The organism is Burkholderia sp. 572 (assembly GCF_040545135.1).
GTDB lineage: Bacteria > Pseudomonadota > Gammaproteobacteria > Burkholderiales > Burkholderiaceae > Burkholderia > Burkholderia cepacia.
On record NZ_JBEPLH010000015.1, the window covers coordinates 109,230 to 126,938 of the forward strand.

Below are 17,709 nucleotides of genomic sequence, written 5' to 3' on the forward strand. Positions count from 1 at the left end.
TCAGACAAATCATGTCCGACCGCCCTCGATAGATACCAATCCAGTAGCGCAACGGCGTAGCTGCACATACTCCGCAATCAGCTCGTGCATCGGCAGAGCGCCTTTCACAATCTCACCCGCCTTCGTAAATCCCAGCCAGTGCCCTCGCTTCTGCTGCCAACTCGGAGCGCAGGCACTCCGGCGCCAACACTTCGACGTTCGGCCCAAACGCCCGCAACCACCACCGTAAACGCTGGCTCAACAGCACCGTCCCGTTCACCTCAAGCGTGTCGCCACTCTGGCTGACCTGCTGATCCGCGGACAGCGGCGCTTCCTGCAGATGATGGCCAGCGCCGTTCGTGAACCGCAGCCTTAGACGGACCTCACCTTCGACCATAAAGTCGAACTGACGCTGCTCCCGTACATACTTCGAGAGCCTGAACGCGCGCGGATAGGCAAACGACTCGGGCAAGATAGTAGCGCGCAGGAAACGATCGAGCCGGTACATTGCCGGATTCGGATGGCGAGGCATCGCCGCCACGAGATAAACTAGCCCGCCCACTTCAACTAACCCTAGCGGGTGGACGACCTTTGCATCGGTGTTATCGACCTTCGTGCGTGGCTGGTAGACGATTTCAAGTTGCTGCTCGTAAAAGAGCGCTTGTGAAACTTGAGCGAATACGTCGGAATCGACCTCAGGATATTGCAACGTGAAGCTGCCGACCTCGACCTCGATCTTGTCGATCCATTTGCGGTAGCGCCGCTCATGCTCACTGTTGACAGCAGCCAGCCGCTTGCCCGCCACATCGAACAGCGGGGCTAACGTGTCAGCCACCAACGTTGGAATACGCCAGGTCGAAAAGCGACGTAAGGTCTGGAGCGCCAGCGCCTCGTCGTGCGTCATGATGCCGGCTGCCTTCGCGGCGAGGCCACTCGCTCCTGCAACCTTGCGCCAATACTTGGCTCGCCCGCGCTGCTCCATGACGACGAGCCCGCTTTCGAGCAGATCCTCCAGCCAGCGCTGCACCGTCTTCACAACCGGAGGATCAATCAGCGTGGCGCTGAGCTTGCGATGCACATCCGGCGTGGAAAGTGGTTCTTCGTCTCTGCCTGCATCGGGCAGAACCTGCATGATTTCTCGATCCAGCATATCGGGAATGGAATCAGGGGAAATGGCTCACGGGTCCATCGCTTTATCTAACGACATTTTTTGGTGATTCTTGAGTGCAACCTGCGAGATATTGTTCGAGGGCGCGTAGTCGCCTTCCAAAATATTGCTGACGCTAGGGAGTCGAACCGTGCAAACGATACGGCAACACGGGTCCGCCTTTTTTGTCACCGCTGCCCCGTCCTGCAATAGGTTGACACTTTTTCGACGAATCGAAGAGGTGGCAAGTGGAGCAAGGGATCAAGCGGACGCAGCGAGACTACAGTCTGGCTTTTAAGCTGTCGGTCGTGGCGCAGGTCGAAAAAGGCGAGCTGACGTACAAAGAGGCGCAGCGACGCTACGGCATCCAGGGTCGCTCGACAGTGCTGGTATGGTTACGCAAGCACGGCTTGCAGGATTGGGCCGATCCATCCGGTCGCGCCCCATCGGACTCCACCATGCCGAAGCAAGGATCGAAGCCGCTCACCCTCGAGCAGCGCATCAAGGAACTGGAAACGCAATTGCGGGAGGCGCAGGAGAAGGCTGCGCTGTTCGAGGCCGTGCTCGACGTGATGCGTAAGGATTACGGGATCACCGTAAAAATGCCTTCGGGCAGGTCGTCGCGCAAAAGCAGATCGAACGCCTCGCGCGTGAGAAGGCCATTTTAACAAAACGGCTACCGCGCTCTTGATGTCGGAAGGCATCGAACGTACGAAGTGATCGATCAGATCTGCGCGGGCGAATCAGTCGGACTGATGTGCGCGGTATTCGATGTATCGCGGCCCTGTCTATATGCGTACCAGGGGCGTGCCCAGCGCGTAGATGCCGAACGTATGACGTTGCGCAGCCGGGTGCACGAACCGTTCGTCGAGAGTCGAGGCTCTGCTGGCGGCCGCAGCATGATGGGCATGATGCGCGAGGAAGGCACGGCGATTGGCCGCTTCAAGGTAAGTCGCTTGATGGAAGAGCTGGGGTTGATCTGCAAGCAGCCCGGCAGCCATGCGTACAAGCAAGCTACGGTCCAGAGGATCGATATTCCGAACCATCTCAACCGTCAGTTCGGGGTTGATGCGCCAAATCAAGTCTGGTGTGGCGACATCACGTATGTCTGGGTACAAGGCCGTTGGCATTACCTGGCCATCGTACTTGATTTGTTCACGCGCCGAGTCGTCGGCTGGGTATTTTCGACACGCCCGGACGCCGATCTGGTCGTGCAAGCTCTGGATATGGCCTATGAGCAGCATGGTCTGCCACAAGGGTTGCTATTCCACTCGGATCAAGGTGGTCGGTATACGAGTCGGAAATTCCGTCAGCGCCTGTGGCGCTATCGGATACAGCAGAGCATGAACCGTCGCGGAAATTGTTGGGACAATTCTCCGATGGAGAAGCTGTTCCGCAGCTTCAAGACCGAATGGCTGCCGTCGGCGGGTTACATCTCCGCGCAGGAAGCACACCGGGATATCAGCCACTACCTGATGCACCGGTACAACTGGATACGGCCGCATCAGTTCAATGACGGACTGGCGCCGTCCGTCGTGAAAGAAAAACTTAACGTAATGTCCGGGGTTGGTTGACCACTACACTTGGCATCGGTAAGAGGTTTGCTTTTTTATGTTCGTCGGGGATACGGCATACCTCCAAATCCCGGAAGTCATGCCCCGAATCTTACCCCCCAATTTTGGGGATGCCCCGGCCCCTCACGGGACGTCCTGAAACAAAAAACCCGCGTCAGCGCTAGGCTGGACGCGGGTTTCGGGACTTCCGGGTACTACTTGAAACTAGTGTTTGGTGCCGGCTGCAGGACTCGAACCCGCCACCTGATGATTACAAATCAACTGCTCTACCAGATGAGCTAAGCCGGCGTAGCGCGAGATTCTACCTCATTTCACGATCTTGAGGCGAGGTCTGTTGCCACCTTTCGAACCGTCGCCATCGCCGTCGGTTTTCGGTGGTTCGTCGGCGCCTTCGGAGGGTTCCTCGTTCGCGCCGCGGTCGGCAACCGGCGTCAACGCAGCAGGCGACTCGTCACGCTGCGCATCATCCGCCTGCGCGGCTTCTTCGTCGAACGCGCCCGAATCCTCGCCTTCGCCCGCAACCGCATCGACCTGGAACGCCATCCCCTGCCCGTTCTCGCGCGCATAGATCGCGAGCACGTTGGCAACCGGAATCTCGATCTTGTGCGCCTTCCCGGAGAACCGGGCCGTGAACTCGATCCACTCGTTGCCCATCTGCAACTGGCTCGTCGCCTCGAAGCTGATGTTGAGCACGATCTCGCCGTCACGCACGAACTGACGCGGCACGCGCGTCGAGTTGTCGACCCTCACCGCGATATGCGGTGTGTAACCGTTATCGGTGCACCACTCGTACAGCGCGCGCAGCAGATAAGGCTTCGTTGAAATCTCTTGCATCACAATCCTCGAACCCGGAGCGGGCGCGCGGCACGCCGCGCCGCCCTCCCCGTCTTGCCTTCATTGCATCATCAACGACGCATGACCTTTTCGGACGGCGTCAGTGCTTCGATATAGGCCGGCCGGCTGAAGATCCGCTCGGCGTACTTCATCAGCGGCGCGGCGTTCTTCGACAGCTCGATGCCGTAGTGATCCAGACGCCACAGCAGCGGCGCGATCGCGACGTCGAGCATCGAGAATTCCTCGCCGAGCATGTACTTGTTCTTCACGAAGATCGGCGCGAGCTGCGTCAGGCGATCGCGAATCGCGAGGCGTGCCTTCTCGTGATTCTTCTCCGCTGCCTTGCCCTTCTCGTTCTCGAGCGTGCTGACGTGGACGAACAGTTCCTTCTCGAAGTTGAGCAGGAACAGGCGTGCACGTGCGCGCTGCACGGGGTCGGCCGGCATCAGTTGCGGGTGCGGGAAGCGCTCGTCGATGTACTCGTTGATGATGTTCGATTCGTACAGGATCAGGTCGCGTTCGACCAGGATCGGCACCTGACCGTACGGGTTCATCACCGAAATGTCTTCCGGCTTGTTGAACAGGTCGACGTCACGGATTTCGAAGTCCATGCCCTTCTCGAACAGCACCAGCCGGCAACGCTGGGAGAACGGGCAAGTTGTGCCGGAATACAGAACCATCATGTTTGCGTTTCCTCAAAAAAGCCGAGGGCCGGCACGCGGCGAACCTCCTTCCGGGGTTCCACCTTGCGCCGGCCCCACGCCGGTCAGGCGTGATTACTTGATATCTTTCCAGTACGCGGCATTGAGCCGCCAGGCCAGGAAAGTCAGGACACCGAGAAAGATCAGCACCCATACGCCGAGGCGTTTGCGGGTCTGCTGAGCCGGCTCGGACATCCAGGTCATGTACGCCACCAGGTCGGCAACCGCAGCATCATAATCCACCGCGGACAGTGTCCCCGGCGTGACCTGCTGGAAGCCGACGAGCGTATGGACCTTCTCGCCCGTCTCCTCGTCCGTCTTGTCTTCGAATTTGGCAGTGCGCTGCCCTTGCAGCTGCCACAGTACATGGGGCATGCCGACGTTCTCGAACACCGCGTTGTTCCAGCCGGTCGGCCGCGTATCGTCGCGGTAGAAGCTGCGCAGATACGTATACAGCCAGTCGCGGCCGCGCGCGCGCTCCTCGACCGACAGGTCGGGCGGCGAGGTGCCGAGCCAGTTCTTCGCGTCTTCAGGCCGCATCGCGACGGACATCGTGTTGCCGACCTTGTCGGTCGTGAACAGGAGATTCTTTTCGATCTCCTTCTGGGATATGCCCAGATCCGTCAGACGGTTGTAGCGCATCAGGTTCGCGCTGTGGCAGTTCAGGCAATAGTTTACAAACAATTGCGCGCCGTGCTGAAGCGAAACGAGATTTTCCGTGTTATCGGGCGCCCGGTCGAGCGGAAAATTACCTTCCGCCCGCACCGCCGGCGCCACCAGCAGCGCACACGCGGTCGCCCCGATCAGCGCGAGTGTCGAAAGCAGTTTCTTCATGTCGTTCTCTCCTCGCTCACGTTAATGGGGCTTGAAGCGCACCCGCTCCGGCGGCTGCTTGAACGTGCCAAGCGGCGTCCAGACGGGCATGCCGAGGAAGAACGCGAAGTAGATCAGCGCGCAACACTGCGCGATCAGCGTGGCCGCCGGCGACGGTGGCCGCGTGCCGAGGAACGCGAGGGTCAGGAACGCCGCGACGAAGATCCCGAGGAACACCTTGTGGAACAGCGGCCGGTAGCGGATCGACTTCACCGGGCTGCGGTCGAGCCACGGCAGGAAGAACAGCGTGATCACCGCCGAACCCATCACGACGACGCCCCAGAACTTCGACTCCGTCAGGTACATGAAGACGACGATCGCCGCGGCCAGCACCGGCAACCCGGCCTTCCACTTGCCGCGCGCGCGGATCAGCGCGAGCACGCCGAGCAGCGCGATGACGATCATCAGGACGATCTTGAACGGGTCGGTGGTCGCGCGCAGCATCGCGTAGAACGCGGTGAAGTACCAGACCGGCGCGATCTCGGGCGGCGTCTGCAACGGGTTCGCCGGGACGAAGTTGTTCGCCTCGAGGAAGTAGCCGCCCATCTCCGGCGAGAAAAACACGATCAGTGCGAAGACCATCAGGAACACGCACACGCCGAGGAAATCATGCACCGAGTAGTACGGGTGGAACGGGATGCCGTCGAGCGGAACGCCGTTCTCGTCCTTCTTCGCCTTGATCTCGATGCCGTCCGGGTTGTTCGACCCCACTTCGTGCAGCGCCACGAGGTGCGCGATCACGAGGCCAACCAGCACGAGCGGAATCGCGATCACGTGGAACGCGAAGAAGCGGTTCAGCGTGACGTCCGACACGACGTAGTCGCCGCGAATCCACAGCGACAGGTCGGGGCCGACGAACGGGATCGCCGAGAACAGGTTCACGATCACCTGCGCGCCCCAGAACGACATCTGGCCCCACGGCAGCAGGTAACCGAAGAACGCCTCGGCCATCAGGCACAGGAAGATCGCGCAGCCGAAGATCCACACGAGCTCGCGCGGCTTGCGGTACGACCCGTAAAGCAGCCCGCGAAACATGTGCAGGTAGACGACCACGAAGAACATCGACGCGCCCGTGGAGTGCATGTAGCGGATCAGCCAGCCCCACGGCACCTCGCGCATGATGTACTCGACCGACGCAAACGCGAGCGTCGAGTCGGGCTTGTAGTTCATCGTCAGGAAGATGCCGGTGACGATCTGGTTGACGAGCACCAGCAGCGCGAGGGAGCCGAAGAAGTACCAGAAGTTGAAGTTCTTCGGCGCGTAGTACTCGGAAACGTGCTTTTTCCAGGTGGACGTGAGCGGGAAGCGCTGATCGATCCAGCCGGTGAGACCTGTCGTGGAGACTTCCTTGTTGTCGGCCATCACGCTTCTCCTTTCTCGTCCTTGCCGATCACGAGGGTCGTCGCCGACGTGAACATGTAGGGCGGGATGTCGAGATTCTGAGGCGCCGGCTTGTTCTTGAACACACGGCCGGCGAGGTCGTAGGTCGAACCGTGGCACGGGCAGAGGAAACCGCCCGGCCAGTCGTCCGGCAGGTTCGGCTGCGGACCCGGCGTGAAGCGCTGGCTTGGCGTGCAGCCGAGGTGCGTACACACGGCCATCACGACGAGAATGTTCTTGCGATCGGCCCGCGAGCGATATTCGTTCGCGCAATACGCGGGCAACGGCATCGTATAGGGCTTTTCGGTGGTCGGATCGGCCACTTCCTTGTCGGCCTTGACCACGTCGGCAAGCATCGCGTCGGTGCGGTTCAGGATCCACACCGGCTTGCCGCGCCACGGCACGGTCACCATTTCACCGGGCTTCAGCCCGCTGATGTCGACCTCGACCGGTGCTCCGGCCGCTTTCGCTTTCGCGGACGGCGCAAGCGACGCCGCGAAAGGTATGACGGTGGCGACGCCTCCTACGCCACCTGCTACGGATGTCGCAATCAGCCAGGTACGGCGGCCGCTGTCGACGCGTTTCTCTTCCTTGTCTCGCATCACACGCCCCACTTCTGAGTTGGATTTTCCGTCACGACTTTCCATTCCGCCGCTAGTTTGCTCGAATGGAGTCGCCATTTACAAGGCCCGGAGATGAAAATCCCTTCGAAGTGATTGATAGTTAAGGGTTTCCCCCCACTATCGGAGCGATTAAATCATTTCGCTATTAAGCATCCGCTACATTGAGAAATTTCGATGCGCTGCCGCAATTCCGGCACTCAGACCGGGTTATGGATATCGATAAAAAGGTGTTCGATACCGAATTCTTCGGACAAGTGAGCGCCGAGTGCCTGAATTCCATAGCGTTCGGTCGCATGGTGCCCTGCCGCAACGAACGCGACGCCGCTCTCCGCGGCCGTGTGCGTCACGTATTCGGACACCTCGCCGGTCAGGAACACGTCCGCGCCGGCATCGATCGCCGCGTCGAAATAGCTCTGCGCGGCGCCCGTGCACCACGCGATGCGCCGCAGCTGCATGTCCGGATCGCCGAGCACGAGCGGCGTGCGGCCGAGCGTACGCTCGACCTTCGCGACGAAGTGCTCGAGCGAAACGGGCATCGGCAGCGTGGCCATCCAGCCGAGGTCGCCTTCGCCGAAACGCTGCTCGCCGATCAGCCCGAGCCGCTCGCCGAGCTGCACGTTGTTGCCGAATTCGGGATGCGCGTCGAGCGGCAGGTGGAACGCGAACAGGTTCAGGTCGTTCGCGAGCAGCAGCTTCAGGCGCTGATACTTGCGGCCCGTGATCTGCGGCGGCTCGTTGCGCCAGAAATAGCCGTGATGGACGAGCACGGCATCCGCACCCCATTCGAGCGCGGCTTCAAGAAACGCGACCGACGCCGTCACGCCGGTGGCGATCTTCTCGATCTTGCGACGCCCCTCGACCTGCAGGCCGTTCGGGCAATAGTCCTTGAAGCGCGCGGTTTCAAGGGTATTGTTCAAGTACAATTCAAGTTCGATCCGATCCATATAAACCTCTAATCCATTCAGATGCTTAGACGCTTCTGGCTGTTCTTCGCGCAGGCGGTTACCGTGCTGCTCGCGCTGATGTTCATCGTCGTGACGCTCAAGCCGCAATGGCTGCAACGGCAAGGACAGCTCGGCAAGCAGCTCGCCACGCCGATCGTTGCGCTGCGGGAAGTCGCGCCGGGCATCAGCGGCGCGCCGGCGACCACGTCGTACGCGGAAGCCGCGCAGAAGGCGATGCCGGCCGTCGTCAACGTCTTCTCCAGCAAGGACGGCTCGCTACCGCCCGATCCGCGCGCGAAAGATCCGCTGTTCCGCTACTTCTTCGGCGACCGCAACGCCCGCAAGCAGCAGGACGAACCGGCCGCCAACCTCGGCTCGGGCGTTATCGTGAGCCCGGAAGGTTACATTCTAACGAACCAGCACGTCGTGGACGGCGCCGACCAGATCGAGGTCGCGCTCGCCGACGGGCGCACGGCCACCGCGAAGGTGATCGGCAGCGATCCCGAAACGGACCTCGCCGTGCTGAAGATCAACATGACGAACCTGCCGACGATCACGCTCGGCCGCTCCGACCAGTCGCGGGTCGGCGACGTCGTGCTCGCGATCGGCAACCCGTTCGGCGTCGGCCAGACGGTCACGATGGGGATCATCAGCGCACTGGGCCGCAACCACCTCGGCATCAACACGTTCGAGAACTTCATCCAGACCGACGCGCCGATCAACCCCGGCAACTCGGGCGGCGCACTGGTCGACGTGAACGGCAACCTGCTCGGCATCAACACCGCGATCTACTCGCGCTCGGGCGGCTCGCTCGGCATCGGTTTCGCGATTCCCGTGTCGACCGCGCGCACGGTGCTCGAAAGCATCATCACGACGGGCTCGGTCACGCGCGGCTGGATCGGCGTCGAGCCGCAGGACGTCACGCCGGAGATCGCCGAATCGTTCGGGCTTCAGCAGAAATCGGGCGCGATCGTCGCCGGCGTGCTGCAGGGCGGCCCGGCCGACAAGGCCGGCATCAAGCCGGGCGATATCCTGGTCTCGGTCAACGGCGAGGACATCACCGACACGACGAAGCTGTTGAACACGGTCGCGCAGATCAAGCCGGGCACGCCGACCAAGGTGCACGTCGTACGCAAGGGCAAGGAGTTCGACATGAACGTCGTGATCGGCAAGCGCCCGCCGCCGCCGAAGCAGACGCTCGACGAGCAGGACAGCGATACCGAATGACGTCAGGCGGGCGGCGCGCAGCCGCGTGCCGAACTCCACCGGAAACGAAAAAGGGCAGCCGCATGGCTGCCCTTTTGCTTTGCATCGAAAGACCTTCTTTGCCGGGACGCTGGCCTCGCCGCACGCGTTCCGGCCGGCCACGCCACCCGGCCGCTCAGGCCTGGCCGGAAACCCGCCTGCCGTGCATCGCCCGGCGCGCCGCCATCAGCTGGCGGCTTCGCCGTTCCCCGCCTCGCCTTCCTCGGCCGGCTTCTTCGGCACGAAGAACCGCGCGGCCAGCAGCCCGATCTCGAACAGCACGATGAGCGGCAACGCGAGCATCAGTTGCGAGAATACGTCCGGCGGCGTGACGACCGCCGCGACGATGAACGCGCCGACGATCACGTACGGCCGCATCTCCTTGAGCTTCTTCAGCGACAGCACGCCCATCCGGACGAGCAGCACGACGACGATCGGCACCTCGAACGTGACCCCGAACGCGATGAACATCCCGAGCACGAAGCTCAGGTAGTTGTCGATGTCGGTGGTCATTTCCGCCCCGAGCGGCGCGTTGTAGTGCGCCATCACACGGAAGATCGTCGGGAACACGAGGAAGTACGCGAATGCCATCCCGCACAGGAACAGGAAGTAGCTGCTGCCGACGAGCGGCGCGACGAGCTTTTTCTCGTGCTGGTACAACCCCGGCGCGACGAACGCCCAGATCTGGTACAGCACGATCGGCAGCGCGATCACCAGTGCGACGAGCATCGTGACCTTCATCGGCACGAAGAACGAGCCGGTGACGTCGGTGACGATCATCTTGCCGTCCTTCGGCAGGTTCTCCATCAACGGCCGCGCAAGCAGCCGGAAGATGTCGGGCGCCCAGTAGACGAGCCCGAGGAACACGACGATCACGGCCGCCCCCGCGCGAATGATGCGATCGCGAAGCTCGACGAGATGGGAAATGAAAGTTTCTTCCGGGGCGTCGCCCGGGTTCTGCTGGGGGTCGCTCACACCGGCCCTCGGTAGGATTGACGAGCGAGCATGCGCTCGGCTCAGAAGAAGCGCGTCGGCCGGCGCAGGCTGGCCGGCTGGTGGCGCGCAACGCGCGCGGCGCCCGACTGCACGTGCGTGCGGCGGGTGGTCGCGCGCTTGTACCAGACAGGCGCAGCCGCCTGCTTGACGCGCCAGTTGCGGCGCTTGGGCGCGAGCGCGGCCGTACTGCCGCGCCACGACGGCGCCGTGGGCGTGTCGGACTCATGGGACCCGGTGCTGCCCGACGCTTCGTCAAGGCCGCCAACCGCGGAATGCCACGTGTCGTTCAATTCCTTTTCGTGCTCGCGCAGGTTGTCGTGAATCGTCGTCTCGACATTGCGCGCAGCCGATTCGAAATCGGTCTTCATCGTCCGCAGCGCGTCGAGTTCGATTTCGCGCGAGACCTCGGCCTTCACGTCGTTGATGTACCGCTGCGCGCGGCCGAACAATGCGCCTGCCGTACGCGCGACGCGCGGCAGGCGCTCGGGGCCGAGCACCACGAGCGCGACGACGCCGATCAGCGCCATCTTCGAAAGACCGAGATCCAGCATCGCGAATGCCTGTCAGCGTGCCGGCGTTACGCCTTGTTCGAATCGGAACGCGTCGTTTCCTTCGCGTTGACGTCGACCGAGCCCGAGCGCGGCAGTTGCTGCGCGTCAGCCGGTGCTTCACCGTCCTTCATGCCGTCCTTGAAACCCTTCACGGCGCTGCCGAGATCGTTGCCGATATTGCGCAGCTTCTTCGTACCGAAAACCAGCGCGACGATCAGCAGCACGATCAGCCAGTGCCAAATGCTCAATCCACCCATGATGAAACCTCTCCTCAACCACGCCGCTACGCGGCGCAAATCGCCGGCAACGTGCCGGCTTCGACCATCGATGCGGGGAAACGCCCCGCGCCGTCAACCCATCCGCTGCCAGGGGCGCGGGCCGGCCAGGATATGCGCGTGCAGGTGGTAGACCTCCTGCCCGCCGCCCGGGCCTGTATTGATCACCGTACGGAAACCCGTTTCGCCGCCCGTATAGGCGACGCCGAGCTGGCCGGCGAGACGCGAGACGAGCAGCATCAGCCGGCCGAGCATCGGCGCATCGGCCTCGCTCGCCGCCGACAGCGTCGGCAGGTGCTGGCGCGGAATCACGAGCACGTGCGTTTCGGCCGCCGGGCGGATGTCGCGGAACGCGACGAATTCGTCATCCTCGTGCACCTTCGTGCTCGGGATCTCGCCTGCCGCGATCTTGCAGAACAGGCAATTCGGATCGTGACTCATGTTGCTCCTGCAGACGCCCGAACGCGGCCGGTCAGAACCAGGCCTGCGGATCGAGCGGCTTGTTGTCGTTCAGGTACAGCCAACCCTTGATGATACGGTACAGCGTCCAGATCCATGTGACAAACATCACTGCGAATCCGATCACCACGAACATCAGCGCGAACCCGATCACGTACGCGATCAACGCGCGCCAGAACGTGCGGATCTGCCACTCGAAGTGGGCGGCATACGGCGTACCGGCCACATCGTCGCGCTTCACGTAGTTGATGATGATCGCGATGATGCCCGTGACGCCGCCCGTGAGCCAATGAAACGCATAGAGGCCGTAGAGCACGTGAGTCAACGTGCGCAGCCCGTTCAGGCGTTCGGCGTCCGCGGCCCCCGGCACCGACGGCGGCGGAAACTGACTTGGCGTATCGGTCATGATGCTACCCCCGTTAGATGACAATTCTTACAGCTTACCGCACTGTGGCCATCCCGCGACAAGGGTCTGTCACCCGCCGTTTTCCTCACGCTCGCGACGCTTGCGCAGGGCCTTCTCCTCGATCCCCGACAGCCCTTCGCGGCGCTCGAGCTCGGCGATCACGTCGGCCGGGCTCAGGTCGAAATGCGACAGCATCACGAGGCAGTGGAACCACAGGTCGGCCACCTCGCCGACCAGCGCGGTCGGCGCGCCGCCCTGGCGCACGTCCTTCGCGGCCAGCACGACTTCCGTCGCCTCTTCGCCGATCTTCTTCAGCACCGCGTCGTCGCCCTTGTGGAACAGGCGCGATACGTACGATTGATCGGGGTCGCCGCCCTTGCGGCTATCGATCACGGCCGCGAGGCGCAGCAGCGTGTCTTCGGTCGATTGCGTCATTTGTAGATGTGTTCGGGATCTTTCAGCACCGGTTCGACCGCGACCCAGTCGCCGCTGTCGACGGTGCCTTCGAATTTCTGGAAGAAGCACGAATGCCGGCCGGTGTGGCACGCGATGCCCGACACCTGCTCGACCTTCAGCAGCACGACGTCCTCGTCGCAGTCGAGCCGCACTTCGTGCACGTGCTGCACGTGGCCCGACTCCTCGCCCTTGAACCACAGGCGCTTGCGCGAACGCGAATAATAGACCGCGCGCTGCGTCTCGATCGTCTTCGCCAGCGCCTCGCGGTTCATCCACGCGAACATCAGCACGTCGTTCGTCGACGCCTCCTGCGCGATCACCGGCACGAGGCCGTTGTCGTCCCAGCGGACCTTGTCGAGCCACGCGGGCAATGCGTTCGTTTCCGTATTCATCACAGCCTCACCGGGATGCCCTGGTCGGCCATGAAGCGCTTCGCCTCGCCGACCGTGTGCTCGCCGTAGTGGAAGATGCTCGCGGCCAGCACCGCATCGGCGCGGCCGTCCTTGATGCCGTCGGCCAGGTGCTGCAGCGAGCCGACACCGCCCGACGCGATCACCGGCACCGGCACCGCGTCCGACACGCCGCGCGTGAGCGCGAGGTCGAAGCCCGACTTGGTGCCGTCGCGATCCATGCTCGTGAGCAGGATCTCGCCCGCGCCGAGCTCGGCCATCTTGCGCGCCCATTCGATCGCGTCGAGGCCCGTGTTCTTGCGGCCGCCGTGCGTGAAGACTTCCCAGCGCGGCGTCTCGCCGTCGGCCGACACGCGCTTCGCGTCGATCGCGACGACGATGCACTGCGAGCCGTACTTGTCGGCCGCGTCGCGCACGAGCTGCGGGTTCGCGACCGCCGACGAATTCATGCTGACCTTGTCCGCGCCCGCGTTCAGCAGGCGCCGCACGTCCTCGACGGCGCGCACGCCGCCGCCGACGGTCAGCGGAATGAAGACCTGCGACGCGACGGCTTCGATGATCGGCAGGATCAGGTCGCGCTGGTCGGACGTCGCGGTGATGTCGAGGAACGTCAGTTCGTCGGCGCCCTGGTCGTCGTACCGGCGGGCGATCTCGACGGGGTCGCCGGCATCGCGCAGTTCGACGAAGTTGACGCCCTTGACGACACGCCCGGCAGTCACGTCCAGGCAGGGGATGATGCGTTTAGCTAGAGCCATGATGTTGCGCCAAATGCCGCGATGGGACGGCCGGTTGCGGAAAGCCTCGCGCGAGGCTTCCGTTGGGGCCGCCTGCTGGCAGCCCCGGCGAGCGGGACAACCGCGCGCTTATGCGTTGTCGAGTTCGCCGTTCAGTTCGTCCGCGCGCTTTTGCGCGGCCGCGAAATCGAGATCGCCGGAGTAGATCGCACGGCCGCAGATCACGCCTTCGACGCCGTGCTCTTCCACTTCGCACAGGTTCTCGATGTCCGTGAGGTTCGACAGGCCGCCGCTGGCAATCACCGGGATGCCGACCGCCTGCGCGAGCTTCACGGTCGCCTCGATGTTGATGCCCTGCAGCATCCCGTCGCGGCCGATGTCCGTGTAGACGATCGATTCGACGCCGTAGTCCTCGAACTTCTTCGCGAGATCGACCACCTCGTGGCCCGTGAGCTTGCTCCAGCCGTCGGTCGCGACCTTGCCGTCCTTCGCGTCCAGCCCGACGATGATGTTGCCCGCGAACGCGGTGCACGCGTCCTGCAGGAAGCCCGGATCCTTCACGGCCGCGGTGCCGATGATCACGTAGGACAGGCCCGCGTCGAGATACTTCTCGATCGTCTCGAGGCTGCGGATGCCGCCGCCGAGCTGTACGGGGATTTCATCGCCGACTTCGTCGAGGATCGCTTCGATCGCCTCGAGATTCTTCGGCTTGCCGGCGAATGCGCCGTTCAGGTCGACCAGATGGAGCCGCCGGGCGCCGAGATCGACCCACTTGCGGGCCATCGCCGCCGGGTCCTCGGAGAAAATCGTGGCCTGGTCCATATCGCCCTGTTTGAGGCGCACACACTGACCGTCTTTGAGATCGATGGCCGGAATCAGCAACATAGCAATCGGGTGTCGTCGTGGAAAAAGAAAAGAATCCGGCGCGTACCGGCCAATCCGGTACCGCGCCGTCTCGCTAGTTTAGTACAACTCTTTCGGCGCTTAGGCGCGCGAGCCCCGTAAGACGGGCCTCTGCGGCCCGCCGACTGTGGCACGCACGCGACGTTCACGGTTTCCAGTGTACGAAGTTGCGATACAGACGCAACCCGACCTCCGCGCTTTTCTCGGGGTGGAATTGGGTCGCGAAGAGGTTGTCCCGCGCGACCGCGGACGTAAACGGCGCGCCGTAGGCCGTTTCGCCGACCGTATGCGCCGGGTTGTCCGGCGTCACGTAGTAGCTGTGCACGAAGTAGAAATACGCGTCGTCGGGCACGCCGTCCCATAGCGGATGCGGCTGCGACTGGTGCACGCGGTTCCAGCCCATCTGCGGCACCTTGAAGCGCGAGCCGTCGTCCTGCACGCGGCCGTCGAGTTCGAAGCGCACGACCTTGCCGGGCAACAGGCCGAGGCCCTTCGTGTCGCCCTCCGCGCTCCAGTCGAACAGCATCTGCTCGCCGACGCACACGCCGAGCAGCGGCTTCGTGCGCGAGGCGTCGATCACGGCCTCCTGCAAGCCCGACTCGCCGAGGCAGCGCATGCAGTCGGGCATCGCGCCCTGGCCGGGCAGCACGACACGGTCGGCCGCGCGGATCGCGGCCGGCGTGTCGACGATCGCCACGTCGGCGGCCGGTTCGGCCTTCTTGAGCGCCTGCGCGACCGAGCGCAGGTTGCCCATCCCATAATCCACAATCGCAATCGAAGTTTTCATCTCAGTGCAGGCAGTAGCGCCCTCAGTCCATTGACGATGAATTCCACCGCCAGCGCCGACAGCATCAGACCCATCAGCCGCGTGGCGATGTTGATGCCCGTGCGGCCGATCCAGTTCGCGATCGGCTCGGCGAGCCGCATCGCGACGAAACACAGAAAAGCCAGGGCCGCGCCGATCGCGACCAGCCCGGCCCGCTCATACCAGTGACGCGAGTTCGCCGCGTAAATGATTACCGTGCTGATCGAGCCGGGGCCCGTGAGCAGCGGAATCGCCAGCGGCACGACCGCGATGTTGTCCTTCAGCTCGGCCTCGTGGCGCTCCTCCGGCGTCGATCGCGTGTTGCCGATCTGCGCGTTCAGCATGTTGATCGCCATCAGCAGCATGATGATCCCGCCGCCCACCTCGAGCGACCCGACCGAAATGCCGAAGAAGTCGATGATCTGCTGCCCGAGCAGCGCCGTCACCGTCATCACGCAGAACACCGACACCGACGCGATCCGGATCGTACGCCGCCGCTCGATGTCCGTCTGCTGCGCCGTCAGGCTCAGGAAGAACGGCACCGCACCGATCGGGTTGATCAGCGCCAGCAGCGAAATGAACGATTTGAGCAGATCCATCGCAAGCCGGCGCCGCGCGCCGAAGCCGTGAGGTTGTCCTTGACGCTCCGTCCGGTCAGTTCAGGTTCAGAGGCTGCCCTTCGTCGACGGGATCTGCCCCGCCGCACGCTCGTCCAGCTCCACCGCCGCGCGCAGCGCACGGCCGAAGGCCTTGAACACGGTCTCGAGCTGATGGTGCGCGTTGATCCCGCGCAGGTTGTCGATGTGCAGCGTGACGCCCGCGTGGTTCACGAAACCGCGGAAGAACTCGATCGACAGGTCGACGTCGAACGTGCCGATCCGCGCACGCGTGAACGGCACGTGGAATTCGAGGCCCGGCCGGCCGGAGAAGTCGATCACGACGCGCGACAGCGCCTCGTCGAGCGGCACGTACGAATGGCCGTAGCGACGGATGCCCTTGCGGTCGCCGATCGCCTTCGCGACGGCTTGCCCGAGCGTGATGCCGACATCCTCGACCGTGTGGTGGTCGTCGATATGCGTATCGCCATGCGCTTCAACCTCGAGATCGACCAGACCGTGTCGAGCGATCTGGTCGAGCATATGGTCGAGGAACGGCACGCCGGTAGCCAGCTTCTGCTGGCCCGTGCCGTCGAGATTGAGCTTCACACGGATCTGCGTTTCGCTGGTATTGCGAACGACTTCCGCCACACGCATGGCAATTCCTTGACTGAGTCGATGTAAATGGGGATTGATCGTTTCGCGCCGCGGCGCCCGCAGGCTCAACCGTGCAGCGCGAGTTTCAAAGCGGCCAGCAGGCGCGCGTTTTCGTCGGGAGAACCGACGGTGAGCCGCACGCATTCAGCCAGCAACGGATGCATTTTACTCACGTTTTTGACCAAAACCCGCTCGGTGAGCAGCGCGTCGAACACGGCGGCCGCGTCCGGCACCCGCACCAGCAGGAAATTGCCGGCGCTCGGGAACACCGTCGCGCCCGGCAGCGCGGCCACGGCCTGCGCGAGACGTGCGCGTTCCGCCCGCAGATCGGCCGCCTGCGCGTCGAGCACGCCGAGGTGGTCGAGCAGGAAATCGGCGGTCGCCTGGGTCAGCACGTTGATGTTGTACGGCGGGCGCACCTTGTCGAATTCGGTCAGCCATACGGGCGAACCGACCAGATAACCGAGGCGGATGCCCGCGAGGCCGAGCTTCGACACCGTGCGCATCACGACGACGTTGTCGAATTCGGCGGCGCGCGGCAGCCACGAGCGCCCGGCGAACGGCTGGTATGCCTCGTCGATCACGATCAGGCTGTGCCGCGCGGCGGCGACGATCCGTTCGATGTCGGCATCGTCGTACAGCGTGCCGGTCGGGTTGTTCGGATAGGCGAGATAGACGAGCGCCGGACGATGCTCGGCGATCGCCGCGAGCATCGCGTCGACGTCGAGCGTCAGGTCGGCCTTCAGCGGCACGCCGACGAATTCGAGCTGCGCGAGCTTGGCGGACAGTTCGTACATCACGAAGCCCGGCACCGGCGCGAGCACCTTCGCGCCCGGCTTCGCGCAGGCCACCGACATCATGCTGATGATTTCGTCCGAGCCGTTGCCGAGCAGCACGTCGCAGGCAGCCGGCACGCCCATCGCGTGGCGCAGCTTGTCGATCAGCGCGGCCGGGCGCGGCGCCGGGTAGCGGTTCAGCGCGACCTGCGCGAGACGCTCGCCGAGCGCCGCGGCGAGCGGTTCGGGCAGCGGGTACGGGTTCTCCATCGCGTCGAGCTTCACGAATCCGCTCGCGTCCGGCACCGGATAGCTCGTCATCGCGAGCACGTCGCGGCGAATGATGTCTTGTGGCGTCGTCATGATCTCAAGCCGGCGTGCGTCG

The 17,709-nt window shown here is 63.5% G+C and carries 21 protein-coding genes, 1 tRNA gene and 1 pseudogene; 2 read left to right on the forward strand and 21 right to left on the reverse strand.

The window, feature by feature from the left end:
• Positions 1–112: 112 nt before the first annotated feature.
• Complete coding sequence (locus ABIC51_RS26875) at positions 113–1,111, reverse strand: helix-turn-helix transcriptional regulator (RefSeq protein ID WP_226129747.1); 999 nt, start codon at positions 1,109–1,111, stop codon at positions 113–115.
• Between the two features lie 263 nt (positions 1,112–1,374).
• Here ABIC51_RS26875 and ABIC51_RS26885 point away from each other — a divergent pair.
• Positions 1,375–2,697: pseudogene (locus ABIC51_RS26885) on the forward strand (transposase family protein); the annotation flags it as partial.
• A 215-nt stretch (positions 2,698–2,912) separates the two neighbouring features.
• On the opposite strand, the gene ABIC51_RS26890 reads toward ABIC51_RS26885, so the two are convergent.
• From ABIC51_RS26890 to ABIC51_RS26920, 7 genes are all read right to left on the reverse strand, one after another.
• Positions 2,913–2,988 (reverse strand) — tRNA-Thr (locus tag ABIC51_RS26890).
• A gap of 18 nt (positions 2,989–3,006) precedes the next feature.
• Complete coding sequence (locus ABIC51_RS26895; protein WP_027788532.1) at positions 3,007–3,534, reverse strand: ClpXP protease specificity-enhancing factor; 528 nt, start codon at positions 3,532–3,534, stop codon at positions 3,007–3,009.
• Positions 3,535–3,605: 71 nt separating this feature from the next.
• Positions 3,606–4,217, reverse strand: a complete 612-nt coding sequence (locus tag ABIC51_RS26900) for a glutathione S-transferase N-terminal domain-containing protein (RefSeq protein WP_006400565.1) — start codon at positions 4,215–4,217, stop codon at positions 3,606–3,608.
• Between the two features lie 93 nt (positions 4,218–4,310).
• Positions 4,311–5,069 (reverse strand): cytochrome c1, encoded by a 759-nt coding sequence (locus ABIC51_RS26905; protein ID WP_021161843.1) that lies wholly within the window; start codon positions 5,067–5,069, stop codon positions 4,311–4,313.
• Positions 5,070–5,090: 21 nt separating this feature from the next.
• On the reverse strand, positions 5,091–6,473 hold the full coding sequence (locus tag ABIC51_RS26910) for a cytochrome b (RefSeq protein WP_091924937.1): 1,383 nt from the start codon (positions 6,471–6,473) through the stop codon (positions 5,091–5,093).
• Positions 6,470–7,090 (reverse strand): ubiquinol-cytochrome c reductase iron-sulfur subunit, encoded by a 621-nt coding sequence (gene petA / locus ABIC51_RS26915; protein WP_011350741.1) that lies wholly within the window; start codon positions 7,088–7,090, stop codon positions 6,470–6,472. The genes ABIC51_RS26910 and petA overlap by 4 nt, the downstream gene beginning before the upstream one ends.
• Before the next feature lie 218 nt (positions 7,091–7,308).
• Complete coding sequence (locus ABIC51_RS26920; protein WP_175901194.1) at positions 7,309–8,055, reverse strand: Nif3-like dinuclear metal center hexameric protein; 747 nt, start codon at positions 8,053–8,055, stop codon at positions 7,309–7,311.
• Between the two features lie 21 nt (positions 8,056–8,076).
• Between ABIC51_RS26920 and ABIC51_RS26925 the strand changes: the two genes are divergently transcribed.
• Entirely contained in the window at positions 8,077–9,282 is a 1,206-nt protein-coding gene (locus ABIC51_RS26925) for a Do family serine endopeptidase (protein WP_175901197.1), read from the forward strand.
• Positions 9,283–9,486: 204 nt separating this feature from the next.
• Here ABIC51_RS26925 and tatC read toward each other — a convergent pair whose 3' ends face one another.
• The 13 genes from tatC to hisC all read right to left on the reverse strand — a co-directional run bounded on the left by tatC (position 9,487) and on the right by hisC (position 17,687).
• Complete coding sequence (gene tatC / locus ABIC51_RS26930) at positions 9,487–10,275, reverse strand: twin-arginine translocase subunit TatC (protein WP_021161848.1); 789 nt, start codon at positions 10,273–10,275, stop codon at positions 9,487–9,489.
• A gap of 41 nt (positions 10,276–10,316) precedes the next feature.
• Positions 10,317–10,847, reverse strand: coding sequence for a Sec-independent protein translocase protein TatB (gene tatB, locus ABIC51_RS26935; RefSeq protein WP_060319287.1), 531 nt, complete (start codon positions 10,845–10,847; stop codon positions 10,317–10,319).
• 26 nt (positions 10,848–10,873) lie between these two features.
• A complete protein-coding gene (gene tatA / locus ABIC51_RS26940) occupies positions 10,874–11,104 on the reverse strand; it encodes a Sec-independent protein translocase subunit TatA (protein WP_021161850.1) in 231 nt (76 codons plus the stop codon).
• 93 nt (positions 11,105–11,197) lie between these two features.
• Positions 11,198–11,563, reverse strand: a complete 366-nt coding sequence (locus ABIC51_RS26945) for a histidine triad nucleotide-binding protein (RefSeq protein WP_021161851.1) — start codon at positions 11,561–11,563, stop codon at positions 11,198–11,200.
• 31 nt (positions 11,564–11,594) lie between these two features.
• Positions 11,595–11,987, reverse strand: a complete 393-nt coding sequence (locus tag ABIC51_RS26950) for a DUF4870 family protein (RefSeq protein WP_011350734.1) — start codon at positions 11,985–11,987, stop codon at positions 11,595–11,597.
• Positions 11,988–12,056: 69 nt separating this feature from the next.
• Positions 12,057–12,422 (reverse strand): phosphoribosyl-ATP diphosphatase, encoded by a 366-nt coding sequence (locus ABIC51_RS26955; protein ID WP_006485344.1) that lies wholly within the window; start codon positions 12,420–12,422, stop codon positions 12,057–12,059.
• Positions 12,419–12,835 carry a phosphoribosyl-AMP cyclohydrolase gene (hisI, locus tag ABIC51_RS26960; RefSeq protein ID WP_039366640.1) on the reverse strand — a complete coding sequence of 139 codons (417 nt, stop codon included), beginning with the start codon at positions 12,833–12,835 and terminating at the stop codon, positions 12,419–12,421. Before hisI ends, ABIC51_RS26955 begins: the two co-directional genes overlap by 4 nt.
• On the reverse strand, positions 12,835–13,608 hold the full coding sequence (gene hisF, locus ABIC51_RS26965; protein ID WP_011350732.1) for an imidazole glycerol phosphate synthase subunit HisF: 774 nt from the start codon (positions 13,606–13,608) through the stop codon (positions 12,835–12,837). The genes hisI and hisF overlap by 1 nt, the downstream gene beginning before the upstream one ends.
• A 108-nt stretch (positions 13,609–13,716) precedes the next feature.
• The gene (gene hisA / locus ABIC51_RS26970; RefSeq protein ID WP_021161854.1) at positions 13,717–14,472 is read right to left on the reverse strand and encodes a 1-(5-phosphoribosyl)-5-[(5-phosphoribosylamino)methylideneamino]imidazole-4-carboxamide isomerase; all 756 of its coding nucleotides are present in this window, start codon (positions 14,470–14,472) and stop codon (positions 13,717–13,719) included.
• A 163-nt stretch (positions 14,473–14,635) separates the two neighbouring features.
• On the reverse strand, positions 14,636–15,277 hold the full coding sequence (gene hisH / locus ABIC51_RS26975; RefSeq protein ID WP_354006704.1) for an imidazole glycerol phosphate synthase subunit HisH: 642 nt from the start codon (positions 15,275–15,277) through the stop codon (positions 14,636–14,638).
• Positions 15,274–15,894, reverse strand: a complete 621-nt coding sequence (locus tag ABIC51_RS26980; RefSeq protein WP_027788538.1) for a MarC family protein — start codon at positions 15,892–15,894, stop codon at positions 15,274–15,276. The genes hisH and ABIC51_RS26980 overlap by 4 nt, the downstream gene beginning before the upstream one ends.
• Before the next feature lie 66 nt (positions 15,895–15,960).
• On the reverse strand, positions 15,961–16,548 hold the full coding sequence (gene hisB / locus ABIC51_RS26985; protein WP_011350728.1) for an imidazoleglycerol-phosphate dehydratase HisB: 588 nt from the start codon (positions 16,546–16,548) through the stop codon (positions 15,961–15,963).
• Positions 16,549–16,613: 65 nt separating this feature from the next.
• The gene (gene hisC / locus ABIC51_RS26990) at positions 16,614–17,687 is read right to left on the reverse strand and encodes a histidinol-phosphate transaminase (RefSeq protein WP_175901200.1); all 1,074 of its coding nucleotides are present in this window, start codon (positions 17,685–17,687) and stop codon (positions 16,614–16,616) included.
• Between the last annotated feature and the right edge of the window lie 22 nt (positions 17,688–17,709).

Coding starts and splice junctions, on each gene's coding strand:
- ABIC51_RS26895 (WP_027788532.1), bottom strand. CDS start 3,534: ATGCAAGAGATTTCAACGAAGCCTTATCTGCTGCGCGCGCTGTACGAG.
- hisF (WP_011350732.1), bottom strand. CDS start 13,608: ATGGCTCTAGCTAAACGCATCATCCCCTGCCTGGACGTGACTGCCGGG.
- hisI (WP_039366640.1), bottom strand. CDS start 12,835: ATGAATACGGAAACGAACGCATTGCCCGCGTGGCTCGACAAGGTCCGC.
- ABIC51_RS26980 (WP_027788538.1), bottom strand. CDS start 15,894: ATGGATCTGCTCAAATCGTTCATTTCGCTGCTGGCGCTGATCAACCCG.
- ABIC51_RS26950 (WP_011350734.1), bottom strand. CDS start 11,987: ATGACCGATACGCCAAGTCAGTTTCCGCCGCCGTCGGTGCCGGGGGCC.
- hisB (WP_011350728.1), bottom strand. CDS start 16,548: ATGCGTGTGGCGGAAGTCGTTCGCAATACCAGCGAAACGCAGATCCGT.
- petA (WP_011350741.1), bottom strand. CDS start 7,090: ATGCGAGACAAGGAAGAGAAACGCGTCGACAGCGGCCGCCGTACCTGG.
- hisC (WP_175901200.1), bottom strand. CDS start 17,687: ATGACGACGCCACAAGACATCATTCGCCGCGACGTGCTCGCGATGACG.
- ABIC51_RS26945 (WP_021161851.1), bottom strand. CDS start 11,563: ATGAGTCACGATCCGAATTGCCTGTTCTGCAAGATCGCGGCAGGCGAG.
- tatA (WP_021161850.1), bottom strand. CDS start 11,104: ATGGGTGGATTGAGCATTTGGCACTGGCTGATCGTGCTGCTGATCGTC.
- ABIC51_RS26900 (WP_006400565.1), bottom strand. CDS start 4,217: ATGATGGTTCTGTATTCCGGCACAACTTGCCCGTTCTCCCAGCGTTGC.
- hisA (WP_021161854.1), bottom strand. CDS start 14,472: ATGTTGCTGATTCCGGCCATCGATCTCAAAGACGGTCAGTGTGTGCGC.
- hisH (WP_354006704.1), bottom strand. CDS start 15,277: ATGAAAACTTCGATTGCGATTGTGGATTATGGGATGGGCAACCTGCGC.
- ABIC51_RS26955 (WP_006485344.1), bottom strand. CDS start 12,422: ATGACGCAATCGACCGAAGACACGCTGCTGCGCCTCGCGGCCGTGATC.
- ABIC51_RS26875 (WP_226129747.1), bottom strand. CDS start 1,111: ATGCAGGTTCTGCCCGATGCAGGCAGAGACGAAGAACCACTTTCCACG.
- ABIC51_RS26920 (WP_175901194.1), bottom strand. CDS start 8,055: ATGGATCGGATCGAACTTGAATTGTACTTGAACAATACCCTTGAAACC.
- tatB (WP_060319287.1), bottom strand. CDS start 10,847: ATGCTGGATCTCGGTCTTTCGAAGATGGCGCTGATCGGCGTCGTCGCG.
- ABIC51_RS26925 (WP_175901197.1), top strand. CDS start 8,077: ATGCTTAGACGCTTCTGGCTGTTCTTCGCGCAGGCGGTTACCGTGCTG.
- ABIC51_RS26905 (WP_021161843.1), bottom strand. CDS start 5,069: ATGAAGAAACTGCTTTCGACACTCGCGCTGATCGGGGCGACCGCGTGT.